The 16,186-nt window shown below is 73.7% G+C and carries 14 protein-coding genes; 8 read left to right on the forward strand and 6 right to left on the reverse strand.

The genetic code is table 11. The features are described from left to right. Nucleotides 1-67 precede the first annotated feature (67 nt). The gene (locus tag QRT04_RS13005) at nt 68-1,540 is read left to right on the forward strand and encodes a glutamate synthase subunit beta (RefSeq protein WP_289455876.1); all 1,473 of its coding nucleotides are present in this window, start codon (nt 68-70) and stop codon (nt 1,538-1,540) included. A gap of 121 nt (nt 1,541-1,661) precedes the next feature. Here QRT04_RS13005 and QRT04_RS13010 read toward each other — a convergent pair whose 3' ends face one another. Further along, the gene (locus QRT04_RS13010; protein ID WP_289455878.1) at nt 1,662-2,516 is read right to left on the reverse strand and encodes an HAD family acid phosphatase; all 855 of its coding nucleotides are present in this window, start codon (nt 2,514-2,516) and stop codon (nt 1,662-1,664) included. A 195-nt stretch (nt 2,517-2,711) separates the two neighbouring features. Next, a complete protein-coding gene (locus QRT04_RS13015; protein WP_289455879.1) occupies nt 2,712-4,289 on the reverse strand; it encodes an Ig-like domain-containing protein in 1,578 nt (525 codons plus the stop codon). A 258-nt stretch (nt 4,290-4,547) separates the two neighbouring features. Here QRT04_RS13015 and QRT04_RS13020 point away from each other — a divergent pair, with 258 nt between their 5' ends. Next, nucleotides 4,548-6,035: an amino acid permease gene (locus QRT04_RS13020; protein WP_289455880.1), complete on the forward strand. Its 1,488-nt coding sequence runs from the start codon at nt 4,548-4,550 to the stop codon at nt 6,033-6,035. 60 nt (nt 6,036-6,095) lie between these two features. Here QRT04_RS13020 and QRT04_RS13025 read toward each other — a convergent pair whose 3' ends face one another. After that, a complete protein-coding gene (locus QRT04_RS13025) occupies nt 6,096-7,118 on the reverse strand; it encodes an LLM class flavin-dependent oxidoreductase (protein ID WP_289455881.1) in 1,023 nt (340 codons plus the stop codon). Nucleotides 7,119-7,316: 198 nt separating this feature from the next. Here QRT04_RS13025 and QRT04_RS13030 point away from each other — a divergent pair, with 198 nt between their 5' ends. The 3 genes from QRT04_RS13030 (at nt 7,317) to QRT04_RS13040 (ending at nt 11,333) form a co-directional block, all read left to right on the forward strand. Continuing rightward, nucleotides 7,317-7,724 (forward strand): LbetaH domain-containing protein, encoded by a 408-nt coding sequence (locus QRT04_RS13030; RefSeq protein WP_289455882.1) that lies wholly within the window; start codon nt 7,317-7,319, stop codon nt 7,722-7,724. A gap of 134 nt (nt 7,725-7,858) precedes the next feature. Next, nucleotides 7,859-9,781, forward strand: coding sequence for an alpha-amylase family protein (locus QRT04_RS13035; RefSeq protein ID WP_289455883.1), 1,923 nt, complete (start codon nt 7,859-7,861; stop codon nt 9,779-9,781). Between the two features lie 25 nt (nt 9,782-9,806). After that, nucleotides 9,807-11,333: a low temperature requirement protein A gene (locus tag QRT04_RS13040; RefSeq protein ID WP_289455884.1), complete on the forward strand. Its 1,527-nt coding sequence runs from the start codon at nt 9,807-9,809 to the stop codon at nt 11,331-11,333. Between the two features lie 8 nt (nt 11,334-11,341). Here QRT04_RS13040 and QRT04_RS13045 read toward each other — a convergent pair whose 3' ends face one another. Genes QRT04_RS13045 through dinB form a run of 3 tightly spaced genes read right to left on the reverse strand, consistent with a single transcriptional unit; the run spans nt 11,342 to nt 13,611 of the window. Further along, a complete protein-coding gene (locus QRT04_RS13045; RefSeq protein ID WP_289455886.1) occupies nt 11,342-11,929 on the reverse strand; it encodes a dienelactone hydrolase family protein in 588 nt (195 codons plus the stop codon). A gap of 49 nt (nt 11,930-11,978) precedes the next feature. Beyond that, nucleotides 11,979-12,335, reverse strand: a complete 357-nt coding sequence (locus tag QRT04_RS13050) for a VOC family protein (RefSeq protein WP_289455887.1) — start codon at nt 12,333-12,335, stop codon at nt 11,979-11,981. A 4-nt stretch (nt 12,336-12,339) separates the two neighbouring features. Further along, the gene (dinB, locus tag QRT04_RS13055; RefSeq protein WP_289455890.1) at nt 12,340-13,611 is read right to left on the reverse strand and encodes a DNA polymerase IV; all 1,272 of its coding nucleotides are present in this window, start codon (nt 13,609-13,611) and stop codon (nt 12,340-12,342) included. A gap of 163 nt (nt 13,612-13,774) precedes the next feature. Here dinB and QRT04_RS13060 point away from each other — a divergent pair, with 163 nt between their 5' ends. Genes QRT04_RS13060 through QRT04_RS13070 form a run of 3 tightly spaced genes read left to right on the forward strand, consistent with a single transcriptional unit; the run spans nt 13,775 to nt 16,185 of the window. Next, nucleotides 13,775-14,521 (forward strand): hypothetical protein, encoded by a 747-nt coding sequence (locus QRT04_RS13060; RefSeq protein WP_289455891.1) that lies wholly within the window; start codon nt 13,775-13,777, stop codon nt 14,519-14,521. A 32-nt stretch (nt 14,522-14,553) separates the two neighbouring features. After that, complete coding sequence (locus QRT04_RS13065) at nt 14,554-15,708, forward strand: hypothetical protein (RefSeq protein WP_289455893.1); 1,155 nt, start codon at nt 14,554-14,556, stop codon at nt 15,706-15,708. A 15-nt stretch (nt 15,709-15,723) separates the two neighbouring features. Then, the gene (locus tag QRT04_RS13070) at nt 15,724-16,185 is read left to right on the forward strand and encodes a hypothetical protein (RefSeq protein ID WP_289455894.1); all 462 of its coding nucleotides are present in this window, start codon (nt 15,724-15,726) and stop codon (nt 16,183-16,185) included. The last annotated feature ends 1 nt before the right edge of the window (nt 16,186 follow it).

Here is a 16,186-nt window from a genome sequence, read left to right on the forward strand (position 1 = left end):
GCACGAGAACCGGTTCTGCGGGACGAAAGCCCCCACGCGGCAGTGCGCCGGCCAGTACGTTCACCCCATGGCCGACCCCCGCGGTTTCCTGCGCACGCGCCACCGCGAGCTCCCGCCGGACCGTCCCGTCGCGGTCCGCCTGCTCGACTGGGCGGAGATCCACGAGCACCTCGCGGGCGACCAGGCGGCGATCGGCGTCGTCGGGCGGCAGGCCGGCCGGTGCATGGACTGCGGCGTGCCGTTCTGCCACTTCCAGTGCCCGCTCGGCAACGTGATGCCGGAGTGGAACGACCTCGTGTGGCGCGGCCAGTGGGCCGCCGCGTCCGAGCGCATGCACCTGACGAACAACTTCCCCGAGTTCACCGGCCGCCTGTGCCCGGCGCCGTGCGAGACGGCGTGCGTGCTCGGCATCAACGAGCCGCCCGTGACGATCCGCAACGTCGAGCTCACCATCGCCGAGGAGGCGTTCGACCGCGGGCTGCTCGCGCCGCTCGTGCCGGATCGGATGACCGAGCAGTCGGTCGCCGTGATCGGCTCCGGCCCCGCGGGGCTCGCGGCCGCGCAGCAGCTCACGCAGGCGGGCCACGCCGTCACCGTGTTCGAGCGCTCGCCCGCGCCGGGCGGCCTGCTGCGGTTCGGCATCCCCGAGTACAAGCTGCCCGCGTCCGTCGTGGAACGCCGGCTGGACCTCATGCGCGCCGAGGGGACGGTGTTCCGCTGCGGCGTGGCGGTGGGGACGGACATCTCGGGGGACGAGCTGCGCGCGCGGTTCGACGCGGTCGTCGTCACCACCGGCTCGACCGTGCCGCGGGATCTGCCCATCCCGGGCCGCGAGCTTCGCGGCGTGCTCGCCGCGATGGAGTACCTCGTGCCGGCGAACCATGCCGCGCTCGGTGAGCCGGTCGAGGGCGCGGAGGTCGCGACGGGGCTGGACGTCGTGGTGATCGGCGGCGGCGACACCGGCGCGGACTGCCTGGGCACCGCGTTGCGGCAGGGTGCGGCGTCGGTGACGCAGCTCGAGATCCTCGCGGAGCCGCCCGCGGACCGTCCGGCCGGGCAGCCGTGGCCGACGTACCCCGCGATCTTCCGCGTCTCGACGTCGCACGAGGAGGGCGGCGAGCGCGTGTTCGCCGTCAGCACGGTCGAGCTCGTGGCGGACGACGACGGCCGCGTGTCGGGCGTCCGCGTGGTCGACGTCGAGCGCGTCGGCGGCCGGTTCGAACCGGTGCCCGGCACCGAGCGGACGCTGCCCGCGCAGCTCGTCGTGCTCGCGCTGGGCTTCGCCGGGCCGGAGGCGGGCGCCTTCGCCGCGCAGCTCGGTCTGACGACGGACGCGCGGGGCGCGTTCGTCCGCGGCGACGACTTCTCGACCGGGACGCCCGGGGTGTTCGTCGCGGGCGACTGCGGGCGCGGCCAGTCGCTCGTCGTGTGGGCGATCGCCGAGGGCCGGGCCGCGGCTGCCGCGGTCGACCGGTACCTGGCCGGCGGCACGCAGCTGCCGTCGCCGGTCACGCCGCGGACGGCGCCGCTGCGCGTCTGAGCCGGCGGCCGCTGCGCGTCTGACCCGCGCCCGTTGCGGCCCCGGCACGCCGCGACCGGGCCTGCGTCATCGCAGACCCGGCCGCAGCAGGGGTGGTGCGGGGGCGTGAGGCGTCAGCGCGTCACGGCAGGTAGTAGTTCGGGTTCGGCAGCTTGAACGTGCGGTCCGCGAAGCCGCCCTTGAGGTCGCTGTACTGGTCGCCGAAGTTCGCGACGATGTCGTAGCCGAGCGACTCGATGTGGGCGCGGGTGGCCGACTTGTAGTGGATCGTCGTGCACGAGCCGTTCGGGTCACCGGCGCACGCCGTCTTGAGGTAGGCCGGGTAGTCCGCGACCGCGGGCTTGGTGAACAGCCCGTCCTCGCCGTTCGTCAGCGTGGTGGGCGCCGGGTAGCCGGCGTCGACGCCGATCCCGTCGGACGTCAGGTTGCCGAGCGTCGCGGCCTCCTGCGTCGCCGGGCGGCCGGTGAGGAAGAAGATCGCGTAGCCCTCCGAGGCGGCCTGCTTGACGAGGTCGACCATGCCCGGCGTCGCCGGGAACAGCTGGCCGGTCACGTACGCGGCGTTGGTCGTCGGGTTGTAGGCCCAGTTGCTCGCGATCTCGTAGTTCCACGTCGTGAGCGTCGTGTCGTCGACGTCGAGGACGATGGCCTTGGTCGCGCCCGTCTTCGCCTTCCCGTGCGGGTGCTGCTTCGCCGCGAGCCAGTGCTCACCGGAGCGAGCGACCTTGCTCGCCTCCTTCGCGTAGTTGCCCTGCGGGTCGAACGTGCCCGTGCCGAGCGGGTCGCCGTAGTAGTTGCGGATCTGCTGGCGCAGGACGTCGATGTTGGTGATCTGGTTCGCGGATCTCGGCGTGAACGTCTTGATGGCGGGCTGCGTCGTCGCGCCGTAGGCGACGCCGCCGCCCACGAGGGTCGCGACCACGGCAGCCGTGACGATCGTGGTGCGCCGGGGGAGGCGCCGGAAGCGGAAGCTCATAGATCCATCTCCTTGTGTGTCGCACGTCCTGGTGAGTCGCAGGGATGAATGCACGCTATGCGGACCGGGTGAAGTCGGCGCGGTGGAGGCGAACGGCCGTCCAGGAGGGTGTCCGCAGACGCAGACGCAGACGGGCGGGCCGCCCCCGCGTGGGGGACGGCCCGCCCGTGTGGTCGCCGCGTGTGCGGCGCAGGGTCAGACGATGCGCAGCTTGCTGACGCTCGACGTCGACGTCTTGAGCACCTTCGCCGTCGTGCCCGACGGCGTGAAGGTCGCGGTGACCTTGTAGGTCGCCTTCGTCGAGAGCCGGGGGAGCGTGAGCGTGACCCTGCCCTTGGCCGAGGACTTGACCGCCTTCGTCACGGTCTTGGTGCCGACCTTGACGGTCACCTTGCCGACCGGGCTCGCGAGGCCCGTGGCCTTGACCCTGACGGTGACCTTGACGGTCGCGCCGGCCTTGGCCTTGGTCGTGCTGAGCGTCTCGGTGACGGTCGCCTTGCCGCGGACGACGGCCTTCGTGGCGGCCGACGTCGCCGAGGCGGACGTGTGGCCGAGCACGTGCGCGGTGATGCGGACCGAGAGCCGCTTGCCCACGTCGACCGTCGAGACCGCGTAGGTCTTGGCCGTCGCGCCGGAGATCGCCTTGCCGTTGCGCAGCCACTGGTACGACGCCGTGACACCGGACAGCGACCACGTGCCGGCCGAGGCCGTCAGCTTCGCGTTCGACGCGACGGTGCCCGAGATCGTCGGCGCGGTCTTCAGCACCGGCGCGGCTGCCGCGGCGACCGTCGCGGAGGCGACCGACGTGGCCTGTGCCGGCCCGTGGCCGGCCGTCGACGGCGTGAACGTCACACGCGACGCGACCTTCGTGCCGTAGTCGGCGCCGACAAGGGTGTACGTCGACGCGGTCGCGCCGGTGATGACTGCGCCGTTCCGCAGCCACTGGTACGACGCGACGCCGTCCTGGTCCCAGGTGCCCGCGGTCGTCGTCAGGGTGCTGCCGACCTTCGCCGTCCCGCTCACCGTCGGGGCGGCCGTCGCCGTGGCCGTGACGTAGTACAGGTCGACGCCCTTGGAGCCGCCCGTCACCTGCACCGCGTGGGCGTGGTCGAGCGTGAGCCCACGGTACGGGCCCGCGTAGAAGTAGCCGTCGAGGCTGTCCTCGACGTCGTAGGTCGACAGGACCACGTCGTACTTGACGCCCTGCGTCGCGCCGCCGAGCGTGTACGGGCCGTTGCCCGTCTCGGCGATCGTGGCACCCATCGGCCGGCCCGTCGACGGCTCGAGCAGGTACGGGCCGTCGACGTCCACGCTCACGTCCTCGGGCACCACGTAGCTGCCCTTGACGGCGACCGCGCCGGCGAGGTCGAGCTCGAGACCGGTCGTGCCCGCGGCCACGAGGGTGGCGCCGGAGACGGTTGGCGCGAGCGTGTGCTTCGAGGTGTAGTACCCGCTCGCGTACGTGCCGTACAGGTCGGTGTAGAGGATCTGGTAGCTCGTGCCCGGCGTGACGCCGTCGAGCTCGAAGGTGCCGTCGGCGCCCACGGGCGCGTCGCTCACGTAGTCGATGCCACGCGCCCCGGGGACGTAGGCCAGCACCAGCGCGAACGGCGAGGCGATCCCCGGCGCCTCCACGTGACCGGTGATCACCGGGTCGACCGCGGATGCAGGTGACGCGCCGACGAGCGCCGCGGCGGCGAGCCCGGCGGCGGTGAAGGCGCCGACGGCGAGCCGCCGGCGGGAGGGGTTCGGAGCGGTGGCGCGCGGCGTCATGGCGTTCCTCGTCTGTGGGTGGGTGCGGGACCGGCGTCCCGCGCACGCGTGACTGTGGTGCATCCCGGCTGTCGCTGAGGGCAACTGTGAGCGATTCGGTCGGGATGCCCGGACTTGTCGCCCGCGCTTTCACCCGCGTGACGCAGGCCGTCCCAGAGGACGGAACGCCGCCGTCGGCGCCCCAGCTCCGTCGCCTCGCCGCGCGCGCGCCCGCCGTCCTCGCCAGACTGGCGACCCAACGGGTGGAGGGAGCGGGCCGTGAGCATCCTGCGGACCAAGTCGATCGAGCAGTCGCTCGCCGACGCCGACGAGCCGGAGTTCAAGCTCAAGCGGTCGCTCGGCGCGCTCGACCTCGTCGTCTTCGGCGTCGGCGTCGTGATCGGGGCAGGCATCTTCACGCTCACCGGTCGCGCGGCGCACGCGGTGGCCGGGCCCTCGATCGTCATCAGCTTCGTCGTCGCCGCGGTCTGCTGCGCGCTCGCGGCGGTGTGCTACGCGGAGTTCGCGTCGACCGTCCCCGTCTCGGGGTCCGCGTACACGTTCAGCTACGCGAGCCTCGGCGAGATCGTCGCGTGGATCATCGGCTGGGACCTGCTGCTCGAGCTCGTGCTCGGCGCGAGCGTCGTCGCGCAGGGATGGAGCTCGTACCTCGGCGTGTTCCTCGACAACCTCGGCATCCACATCCCCGAGGCGATCGGGTACGGCGGCGACGTCGACCTGATGGCGATGCTGCTGGTGGTCGCGCTCGGCGTGCTCATCACGATCGGCATCAAGGAGTCGATGCGCGTCAACATGGTGCTCGTCGGCGTGAAGGTGTTCATCGTGCTGTTCGTCATCGTCGCGGGCATCGGGTTCATCGACTCGGCCAACTACCACCCGTTCGTCCCGCCCGCGGCGCACACCGACGCGACGACCGGGCTCACCCAGCCGCTCATCCAGGCCGCGTTCGGGCTGACGCCCTCGACGTTCGGCGTGGGCGGCATCTTCGCCGGTGCCGCGCTCGTCTTCTTCGCGTTCATCGGGTTCGACGTGGTCGCCACGACGGCCGAGGAGACGCGGAACCCGCAGCGCGACCTGCCGCGCGGCATCATCGGCTCGCTCGCGATCTGCACGGTGCTCTACTGCGCCGTGACGCTCGTCGTCACCGGCATGGTGAGCTACGACAAGCTCGACCCGGCCGCGGCGCTCGCGAGCGCCTTCGAGGCGCACGGCCAGAAGTGGATGGCGACGCTCATCGCCGCGGGCGCCGTCGCCGGCCTGACGACCGTCGTGCTGACCCTGCTGATCGGCTCGACCCGTGTCGTCTTCGCGATGGGACGCGACCACCTGCTCCCGCCCGTCGTCGCGCGGGTGCACCCGCGATTCCGCACGCCGTACGTCATCACGATCGTCGTGTCGGTGGTGACGCTGCTGGTCGCAGGGCTGACGCCGGTCGGGGTGCTCGAGGAGATGGTGAACATCGGCACGCTGAGCGCGTTCGTGCTGGTCAGCATCGGCGTGATCGTGCTGCGCCGGACGCGGCCCGACCTGCCGCGCGCGTTCCGCGTGCCCTGGGTGCCGGTGCTGCCGATCATCTCGGCGCTCGTCGGGCTGTACCTGATGGTCAACCTGTCGGTCGAGACGTGGCTGCGGTTCCTGATCTGGCTGGTGATCGGGTTCGTCGTCTACTTCGGGTACTCGAGGCGGCACTCGCGGCTCGAGACGGGCGAGGCCGAGCAGGGGGAGCGGGTCACGACGGGCGCGTGAGGCGCGCGGGCGTCGCCGGAGCCGTCGGATCCGCGGTGTCTGCCGCGTCCGCGGCGGACGTCAGCGCCAGCCGAGACCCGGCGCCACGTGCGTCAGGATCGCCTCGATCACGTGCGCGTTGTACTCGACGCCCAGCTGGTTCGGCACCGTGAGCAGGAGCGTGTCGGCCGCGGAGATCGCCTCGTCCTCCCGCAGCTGTTCGATCAGCACGTCGGGCTCGGCGGCGTAGGAGCGGCCGAAGATCGCGCGGGTCGAGGAGTCGAGCCAGCCGATCTGGTCGTCCTCGTCGGAGCGTTGGCCGAAGTAGGCGCGGTCGCGGTCGTCGACGAGCGCGAAGATGCTGCGGCTCACCGAGACCCGCGGTTCGCGGTCGTGGCCGGCCGCCGTCCACGCGTCGCGGAACGCCTGGATCTGCTTGGCCTGCTGGACGTGGAACGGCTCGCCCGTCTCGTCGTTCTTGAGCGTCGAGCTCATCAGGTTCATGCCGCGCTGGGCAGCCCAGATCGCGGTGGCGTCGGAGCCGGCGCCCCACCAGATGCGCTCGCGGAGGCCTTCGGAGTAGGGCTCGACGCGCAGGAGGCCGGGCGGGTTGGGGAACATCGGCCGTGGGCTCGGCTGCGCGAACCCCTCGCCGTCGATGACCTTGAGGAACACGTCGGTGTGGTCGCGCGCCATGTCGGCGTCGGACGTGCCCTCCGGCGGCTGGTAGCCGAAGTAGCGGAAGCCGTCGACGACCTGCTCCGGTGAGCCGCGGCTGATGCCGAGCTGCAGCCGGCCGCCGGCGATCAGGTCGGCCGCGCCCGCGTCCTCGGCCATGTACAGCGGGTTCTCGTAGCGCATGTCGATGACGGCGGTGCCGATCTCGATCCGGCTCGTGCGCGCGCCGACGGCGGCGAGCAGCGGGAACGGCGACGCGAGCTGCCGTGCGAAGTGGTGGACGCGGAAGTACGCGCCGTCCGCCCCGAGCTCCTCCGCCGCGACCGCGAGGTCGACGGACTGGAGGAGCGCGTCGGACGCGGACCTCGTCTGCGAGGCGTGCGAGGGGTTCCAGTGGCCGAACGAGAGGAAGCCGATGCTCTTCACGTCAGCCACAACAGCACAAGCCGCGCCCGATTCCCAGGTGGGCGATGCCGACACGACCGTCCCGGCCCGACCAGAGGCTCTGCCGCGTGCTCAGCGCGTCTCCGGACCGGGCGTCGGACGGGTCGCGCCGGGAATCATGGGACGAGCCGGCCCGTTGAAACTTGCGAGAACGATTCTCGCAACGGAAAGGGTGATCGCATGCCGGTTCGTTCGAACCGAGTGGAGTTCGAGCGCGACGACGGTGTGGTGGTGCGCTACGTCCGGCACTCGAACGGTGGCGGGCTCGTGTCGCCGCGCGCGCGGGTGGCGGACGACGCGACGGTCGCGGCGACCGCGTACGTCGAGGAGGGCGCCGTCATCGACGAGCGCGCCCGGATCGGCGACTGGTCGTGGGTCGAGCAGGGGGTGCACGTCGAGCACGACGCGGTCGTGTCGCGGCACGTGCGGCTCGGCGTCGGGTCGGTGGTCGGCGCCGGCGCGCGCGTCGGCGAGTACGCGCAGCTCGGCGCGGGCGCGTACGTCGCGCCCCGCGCGCGGGTGGAGCCCGACGAGGCCGTGCCGGACGGCGCGGTCGTCGGCGACGCTCAGGAGCGCGCTGCGGCCTGACGGCCGGCCGCGCCGACGCGGGCCGCGCCTCAGCGCGCGGCCCGTGCGGGGCGCTGGCTAGTGTCGGCGGTGCAGGACAGGCCGCCGCTCCCGCGCGTGCGGCACGGTGCGCCGGGCGAGGGGGACGAGCTGCGATGACCGTTCCCGACGAGGTCGCGGCGGCCGCCCGAGCCGCGCTCACCGGGGCGTCGCCAGAGCGGCGCGAGGTCTTCGAGGCGCGGCTCGACCGCTGGTGGTCCGACCTGCGCGACGGCCTCGCCGCCGTGTACCCCGACCCGGGCCCGCTGCTGCTCGAGCTCGTCAGCGCTGCGGCGCAGGCGTACGCCGAGCGCGATCCCGAGCTGCACCGCCTCGACCTCGAGCGCACGCTCGCGCCCGACTGGTTCCAGCGTCCGGAGATGCTCGGCTACGCCGCGTACACGGAGCGGTTCGCCGGCGACCTCGCGGGCGTGGCGGACGCGATCCCGTACCTGCGCGAGCTCGGCGTCACCTACCTGCACCTCATGCCCCTGCTCCAGCCGCGCGAGGGCGACAACGACGGTGGCTACGCGGTCGCCAACTACCGCGCCGTGCGCGCCGACCTCGGCACGATCGACGACCTGCGCGCGCTTGCGACGCGGCTGCGGGGCGCGGGCGTCAGCCTGGTGCTCGACCTCGTCCTCAACCACGTCGCGCGCGAGCACGAGTGGGCGCGCCTCGCGCGCGGGGGGTCGGCTCGTCATCGCGCGTACTTCCACGTGTTCCCCGACCGCGAGGAGCCCGACGCCTACGAGCGCACGCTGTGGGAGGTCTTCCCGGACTTCGCGCCCGGCTCGTTCACGTGGGACGACGAGCTCGCGGGCTGGGTGTGGACGACGTTCCACGCGTGGCAGTGGGACCTCAACTGGGCGAACCCCGACGTCTTCGCCGAGATGGCGCGCGTCGTGCTGTTCCTCGCCAACGTCGGCGTGGAGGTGCTGCGGCTCGACGCGATCGCGTTCCTCTGGAAGCGGCTCGGCACCGACTGCCAGAACCAGCCGGAGGTGCACCAGCTGACGCGCGCCCTGCACGCGCTGACGCGGATCGCGTGCCCGGCGCTGATCTTCAAGGCCGAGGCGATCGTCGGGCCGTCCGACCTGGCCGCGTACCTGGGCGTCGGGCCGCTGTGGGGCAAGGTGAGCGACCTCGCGTACCACAACGGCCTCATGGTCCAGGTGTGGTCGATGCTCGCGGCCAAGGACGTGCGGCTCGCGTCGCACGCGCTCCGGGCGCTGCCACACGTGCCGTCGAGCACCGCCTGGGTCACCTACCTGCGGGGGCACGACGACATCGGGTGGGCGGTGTCCGACGCCGACGCGGCGGCGGTCGGGGCAGACGGGGGAGCGCACCGGTCGTTCCTCTCCGACTGGTATGCCGGCGAGTTCCCGACGTCGGACGCGCGCGGGCTCGTCTTCCAGTACAACGCGGCCACGGGGGACCGGCGCATCAGCGGGACGACCGCGAGCCTGGTGGGGCTGGAGGCGGCGCGCGACGCGGGCGACGAGGGCTGGGTCGACGCGGCACTGGCGCGGCTGCTGCTCGGCCACGCGATCGTGCTGAGCTGGGGCGGCATCCCCGTGGTGTGGTCCGGTGACGAGCTCGGCCTGCCGAACGACCCGGCCTGGGCCGACGAGCCGGACCACGCGGACGACAACCGCTGGGCGAACCGGCCGCGCCTCGACCCGGCCGCGGTCGCGCGGCTCGACGACCCGACGAGCCTCGAGTCGCGCGTGTTCGGCGGCCTGCGGCACCTGGCGCAGGCTCGCGCCGGGCTGCCTCACCTCCACGCGTCCGTCGCGTCCGAGGTGCTCGGCCCCGACGACCCGGGCGTCCTGCTCGTCGCCCGGCGGCACCCGCTCGGCGCCCTGCTCGCCGCGGCGAACGTGACCGGCGACTGGCGGCCCGTGACGGGTGACCGCCTCCGCGAGCTCGGGCTGACGGCGTCGACGGACGCGATCACGGGCGAAGAGCTCGCGCCGGGGGACGACGGCAACCTGTGGCTCGCGCCGTGGCGCGCGGTGTGGCTGGTCGCGCGCTGAGGCTCGGGGGCGCCACGATGCCGGTGTGAGCGAACCCGCCGAGACCGAGGGAAGCGCCGTCGACGACGACCGTGCCGCCGCCAACGTCGAGGCCGGAGGCGGCGCCTCCGACGCACCCGCTGCGCGCCTGACCGCCGAGCCGGCGCCTGGCCCCGAGCGGCACGCGTCGTGGCTCGAGCTGTTCTTCGACCTCGTGGTCGTCGCGGGCATCGGCCAGCTCGCGCACCTGCTCGCGGTGGACAGCACGGCGGGCGGCCTCGGGCTGTACGCGGTGGCGTTCACCGCGTTCTGGCTGGTCTGGGCGTGCTTCACGGCGTACTCGAACATCGTGGGCGACGCGGTGCACACCGTGACGATGCTCCTCGGGATGGCCTGCCTCGGCGTCATGGTCGCGGCCGTGCCCGAGGTGCACGGCGAGCACGCGCGGGCTTTCGCGATCGCGTACGTGGTCGGCCGGTTCGTGGCGTCGAAGCCGTGGCGGGCGGGCACGGTCGTCGTGGACCTGCCCGTGCTGCAGGCCTCGTTCGGCGTGCTCCCGTGGGTCGTGTCGATCTGGGTCGAGGGGGACCTGCGCTACTGGCTCTGGGCGGCCGGGCTCGCGTTCGACCTGCTCGTGCTGGTGTCGACGACGCGCGAGCGGTTCGTCGCCGAGACGCAGCGCCGGCTCGACCGGATGGCCGACTCGATGGCGCGCCGCTCGGCCGAGCGCCGGCGCCGTGCCGACACGCGGAGCGCGCGGTCCTCGCGGCGACCGGACGCCGCGACCGACCCGCGAGCGGCGACGACGGGGGTGGGCGGCGCCGCGGCTCGCGCCGATGTCGGCCCGGACCGCGGTGGCCCTGGCCGCCCTCGGGACCGCGGCATCCCCGGTGGCCCTCCGGACCGCGGCGGCCCCCGGAACCGCGAGCTGCCGATGACGCCCGAGGTCGCGGGCGCCGACCTGCCTCACCTGGCCGAGCGCCTGTCGCTGTTCGTGCTCATCGTGCTGGGCGAGTCGCTGATCCAGATGATCGAGGGCGCGTCGGAGGCGACGTGGAACCGGCGGCTCGCGGTGACGGCGCTCGGTGCGTTCGTGCTGATCACGGGCCTGTGGGCGGTCGCCGTGCGGCGCGGGTTCGCCGGGGTGGCGCTGCTGTCGGCCGGAGCGATCGCGCCGCGGCTCGCGTGGGTCGCTCACCTCCTGACGACGGGCGCGCTCGCGACGATGGCCGCCGTGGTCGCGCGGCTCGTCGAGGAGCCGGAGGCGCCCGTCGGCGACCACGACAGGTGGCTGATCGTGGCCGCGTTCGGGGTGTACGGGCTCGGGTCGGCCCTCGTACACGTGGTGGTCGCGCAGCGCGCACCGTCGAGGCCGGAGCGCCGCGCCGGGCGCGTGCGCGCGCTGTGCGTCGGTGTCCCGGTGGCCGTCGCCGTGCTGCTGGGTGCGGTGCGTCAGGAACCGGCCGCCGAGGGGCTGGTGTGGACGCTGGCACTCGCCGTGCTGGCCGTGATCGTCGCGACCGCCCGCGCCGCGCGCCGGATCGGCGGCGTGCTGCCGCCGATCCACGACTGACGGCGCGCTCAGCCCTTCAGCGCGTCGAGGAACGCCAGCACCCGCTCCCACGCGAGCGCCGCCTCGGCCGGCTGGTACTCGTCCGCCTTGCTCGCATCCGTGAACAGGTGGCCCGAGCCGGGGTAGTGGAAGACCTCCGCCCGCGCCCCGGCAGCCTCGACGTCGGCCGCAAGGCGCTCGGCGAAGCCCTCGTCGCGGAAGGGGTCCTCGAGCGTCTCGTGGACCTGGACCGGCACGCCCGCCGGCCACGTGCCGCCGAGGTACTCGACGGGGATCGCCCCGGCGAAGAAGACCGCCGCCTGCACGTCGCCCGGCCGGGACAGCGCGAGCATCTCGGCGAGCACGACGCCGGCGGAGAACCCCAGGACCACGAACGGGCCCTGGACGTCCGCGGCGCCGCGGGTCGTCCGCTCGAGCAGCACGTCGTCGCCGATCGACTGGAACCGGGGGATCGCCGTGTCGTAGTCGTCGGACACCGGAGCGTCCGACGGGTTGAGCACGACCACCTCGTGGCCGTGCTCGCGCAGGAGCTCGGCAGCGTCGGTGACGCCCTGGCGGACGCCGAGCACGGACGGGAACAGCACGATCGTCGTCATGCCTGCCACCGTACGAGCAGCCACTGACACCGGCCCGGCGGCCGGTTCCTCACCAGCAGAGGCAGAACGGGTGCCCCGACGGGTCGGCATAGACCTGGAAGCCCTCGTCGGCGTCCAGGTCGGCCGAGCGCAGCAGGCGGGCGCCGAGCGCGACCGCCTCGTCGTGCGCCGAGCGGATGTCGCGCACGTACAGGTCCACGTGGAGCTGCTGGGGCTCGCCGTCGGGCCAGTCCGGTGGCACGTGGTCGGGTGCGAGCTGGAAGCCGAGGCGCGGCTTGCCGTCGACGCGGACGGTGTGCCAGTCGTCCTCCGCCTCGACCTCGCCGCCGAGCAGGCCGGCCCAGAACGCGCTCTCGGCCGCGAGGTCGGCGGTGTCGAAGACGGTGATCTGCTGGGTGATCTCCATCGGCTCATCGTGGCTCGGCGTGCTCGCCGCGGCCATCGGAGGCCGCGACCCCCGGCGCCGAGGGGCGCCGGCCGGGCCTCGCCGTGTGGTCGAGCAGCACGTCGCGCTCGCGCCCGAGCATGCTCGCGCGCAGCACGGTGCCCGAGCCGAACCGGGCCGCGACCGCGTCGGTCGCGCGGTCGAGCCCGGCCGGGTCCGGGCCGTCGAGCGGCAGCGCGGGCTGGACCACCGCGTCGGGCTCGAGCCCCGAGAGCGCGACGCCGACCAGGGTGAGCCCGCGCGCGGCGATGAGCGGCGCGGCCGCGTCGAGCAAGGCCGTCGCCGCTGCGCCCAGCTCGGCACCGGAGGCAGTGGCGAATGCCAACGACCGCGAGCGCGTCGCGCGCGTGTAGTCCGCGAACCGGAGCCGCAGCACGACGGTGCGGGCCGTCCGGTTGCCCGCGCGCAGCCGACGGCAGACCCGGTCGACGAGCGCGAGCAGTGCGGACCGCACGTGCTCCGCCTCGTGCGGCCCCGGACCCAGCGCCCGCTGCGCACCGACCGACCCACGCGGCCGGTCCGTCACGAGCCGCACCGGCGTCAGCCCGTGCACGACGGCAAAGAGGTGGCCGCCGGCCGCCGGCCCGAGGACGCCACGCAGCACGGAGGCCGGCAGCTGCGCGACGTCGCCCGCGGTCTCCAACCCGTAGCCGCGGAGCCTGCGCGCCGTCACGTCGCCGACCCCCCAGAGCTGCTCGACGGGCAGCGGGTGCAGGAACGCCTCCTCGCGGTCGGGCTCGACGAGCAGCAGCCCGTCGGGCTTCGCGACCCGGCTCGCCACCTTGGCGAGGAACGGCGTGCGCGCGACGCCGACGGTGATCGGCAGGCCGACGCGGTCGCGCACCTGGGCGCGGACCCGCGCGCCGATCTCGACGGGCGCGACGTCGATGTGCCGCAGCCCGGCGACGTCGAGGAACGCCTCGTCGATCGAGACCGCCTCGACCTGCGGCGTCGTCTCGCGGAAGACGTCGAACACCGCGCGGCTCGCCTCGACGTACGCCTCGAACCGCGGGCGGACCACGATGAGTCCGGGGCACAGACCGCGCGCCTCGCGGATGCCCATCGGCGTGCGCACGCCGCGGCGTTTGGCCTCGTACGACGCCGCCAGGATGACGCCGCCGCCGACCGCGACCGGGCGCCCGCGGAGGCGCGGGTCGTCGCGCTGCTCGACCGACGCGTAGAACGCGTCGAGGTCTGCGTGGAGGATCGCGGCGCGGCGGTGGCCCGGCTCGGTCATGGAACACATGTTCGATCACGGGTCCGACATCCCGCGAATTCACCCGTCCCGCCGCGCCGGAGAGGCCCCCGGTGCGCGAGTCGTGACGCCGCGATGACGCCGCGGTGATGCGACGTCCGAACGATCGGTGCCAGGTCTCGTCGGCTCGCGAAGGGGGTGGACCGTGGACGATGCGGATGCCGCGCTGCTGCGGCTCGCGGACCCCGCGCAGCGCGCGTCGCTGCTCGGCTCCGACGACCTCCTGCAGGTCGCGCTGGCGAGCTACGCGCTCGACGAGGGCTCCGTCGTCGGCGCGACCACGGCCGTGTTCGACCGCGTCGACCTGACCGTCACCCTCGTGACCGACGTCCAGGCGACCTACCGGTGGGGCCGCGCGACGGACCCGCTCGCGACCGAGGGCACGGCCACCCTGAGCGGCCTCGCCGCGCCGCAGGCCGGCGCCGACGCCGTGTGGACGGGCAGCGTCGTCGTGCGGACCTCGGGCGGCGACGGCCTCATCACCGTCGCCGACCCCAGCGACGCGGGACGCACGCCCGACGGCATCGACCACCTCGGCGTGGGCCTGACGTTCTCGGCGCCGCCGGCGGTGCTGCCCGCGACACCGCCCCTCGTGCTGCCGGTGGTGGTGGCCTTCCTCGTGGCCGCGACGGGGGAGGGCCCGATCTCGCTGCTGCGCCGCACCGACGCGGCACGGCGTGCGGCCGCGCGCTACCCGGTCCTGCCGCCGCCGGCGGTGGCGCCGCTGCGCACGCGCGAGCGGTGCGTGTGCTGGGTGCTGCCCGCGACGGCGTTCGACGACGACGGCTGGCCGGGCGGCGGCGCCGGCACGCCGGCACAGCAGCGCGCCGCCCGCCTCGCCGCCGCGCGCGGCTGGCTGACCACGCAGGGCGTCGCCCTCGTCACGACCTGAGCTGTCCCCGTCCCGGATCCCGTGGAGGACCGATGACCACCCTGCTCCAGCCCGCGTTCCCGTTCGTGAGCGTCGTGATCGACACGAGCGCGCTGCTGCCCGTCGCGCAGCGTGCGCCCGGCGTCGTCGCCGTCGTCGGCCTCGCCGACGACACCGCGGCGACCCCCGCGAACACCCCCGTGGTCGTGACCGACCACGACTCCGTCATGGCCGCGTTCGGCAAGGGCACCGACCCGACGACCCTGACCCAGAGCCTCGACCTCGTGCTCCAGCAGGACCCGATGCCGAGCAAGGTCTACGGCGTCCGCACGGACAGCACGAAGAACTACGGCGCGGCGCTCTCGAGCCTCGAGGCCGCCGACGACGTGACGTTCGTCTGCCTCGCGGCCGAGTACAACGTCGGCACGGGCGGCGGGACGCCGACCAACCTGCGCGCGCTGCTGGCGCACGTCGAGCAGATGTCGGCGGCGGGGAACAAGCGCATCGCCGTCGCGGCGATCGACCCGACCGTCGCGAAGTCCGGCACGTACGCGACCGCGCAGCTCACCGCCTACGCGAACGTGATGAGCGACGACGGCCGCATGGTCCTCGTCGCAGCCCGAGGCGCCGACGCGGACCCCGCGGCCGCCGCGATGGGCGCGATCGCCGGGTACTCGCCGAGCACGAGCGTCGTGCTCAAGCAGGTCCGCGGGTTCCACATGCCGGTGACGGGCCAGTTCTCGCCGGCGGAGATCGGCGCGCTCGCGGGCGCCGGCGTCATCCCCGTCATCGACCCGGCGCTGATCCCGGGCACCGGCCTGTACTTCGGCGACGGCGGAACGTTCACGTCCGACGCGACGCGCAGCTACGTCGACATCGTGCGCGTGCTCGACGACATCGAGTTCCGGCTGCGTGCGGGGCTGATCGGCACGGTCGGCGCGAGCCGCATCACCAAGGCCGGGCTGACGTCGATCCGCATGCGCGTCGAGGGCATCCTCGGCCCGCTCCAGCGGGCGGCCGTCATCGACGACTTCTCCGTGCAGATCCCGGTGCTCGACATCCTCTCGATCCCCGAGAGCGCCCGCAGCGCCGCCGACACGGCGACCGTCGTCACCGCCCGCAGCACCCGCCAGGTCGACGTGCTGCTGAGCATCACGTACGGCCCCGCCGTGCACCGGCTCAACGTCACGCTCGCGCCCAAGTTCTGACCTCAGGAGACCACCGTGTCCGTCACACCCACCGAGTGGAACACCCGGCTGACCGTGCACTACACCGACCCGAACGGCGTCGAGCACCAGATCAGCCCCGTCACGTCGTTCACCCCGACGTTCTCCACGACCGCCGAGGCGCTGCACAGCATCGAGCGCACGCACGTCGGCGTCGTGTACTCGCCCCAGGCGCTGACGTTCTCGCTCACCGTGCCGGTGATCGGCGACGCGGCCGCCAAGCTGACGGCGATCGCGCTGCAGGGCCAGCGGTTCAGCGTCTCGCTGATGGAGGCGAGCGGCGACGACTGGTCGTTCTCGACGCTGCTGCTCGCCGAGTGCATCATCACGAGCGCGAGCCCGACGCCGGCGTCGATCAGCGGCGTGCCGCAGGCGCAGTTCTCCGGCTTCTCGCTGCACGTCGAGGCGACCGACTCCGCGAACACCAAGACGGTGTCGCCGCCGCAGTCCGGCAGCTGAC

The sequence above is a fragment of the Cellulomonas alba genome (genome assembly GCF_030362835.1).
Taxonomy (GTDB): domain Bacteria; phylum Actinomycetota; class Actinomycetes; order Actinomycetales; family Cellulomonadaceae; genus Cellulomonas; species Cellulomonas alba.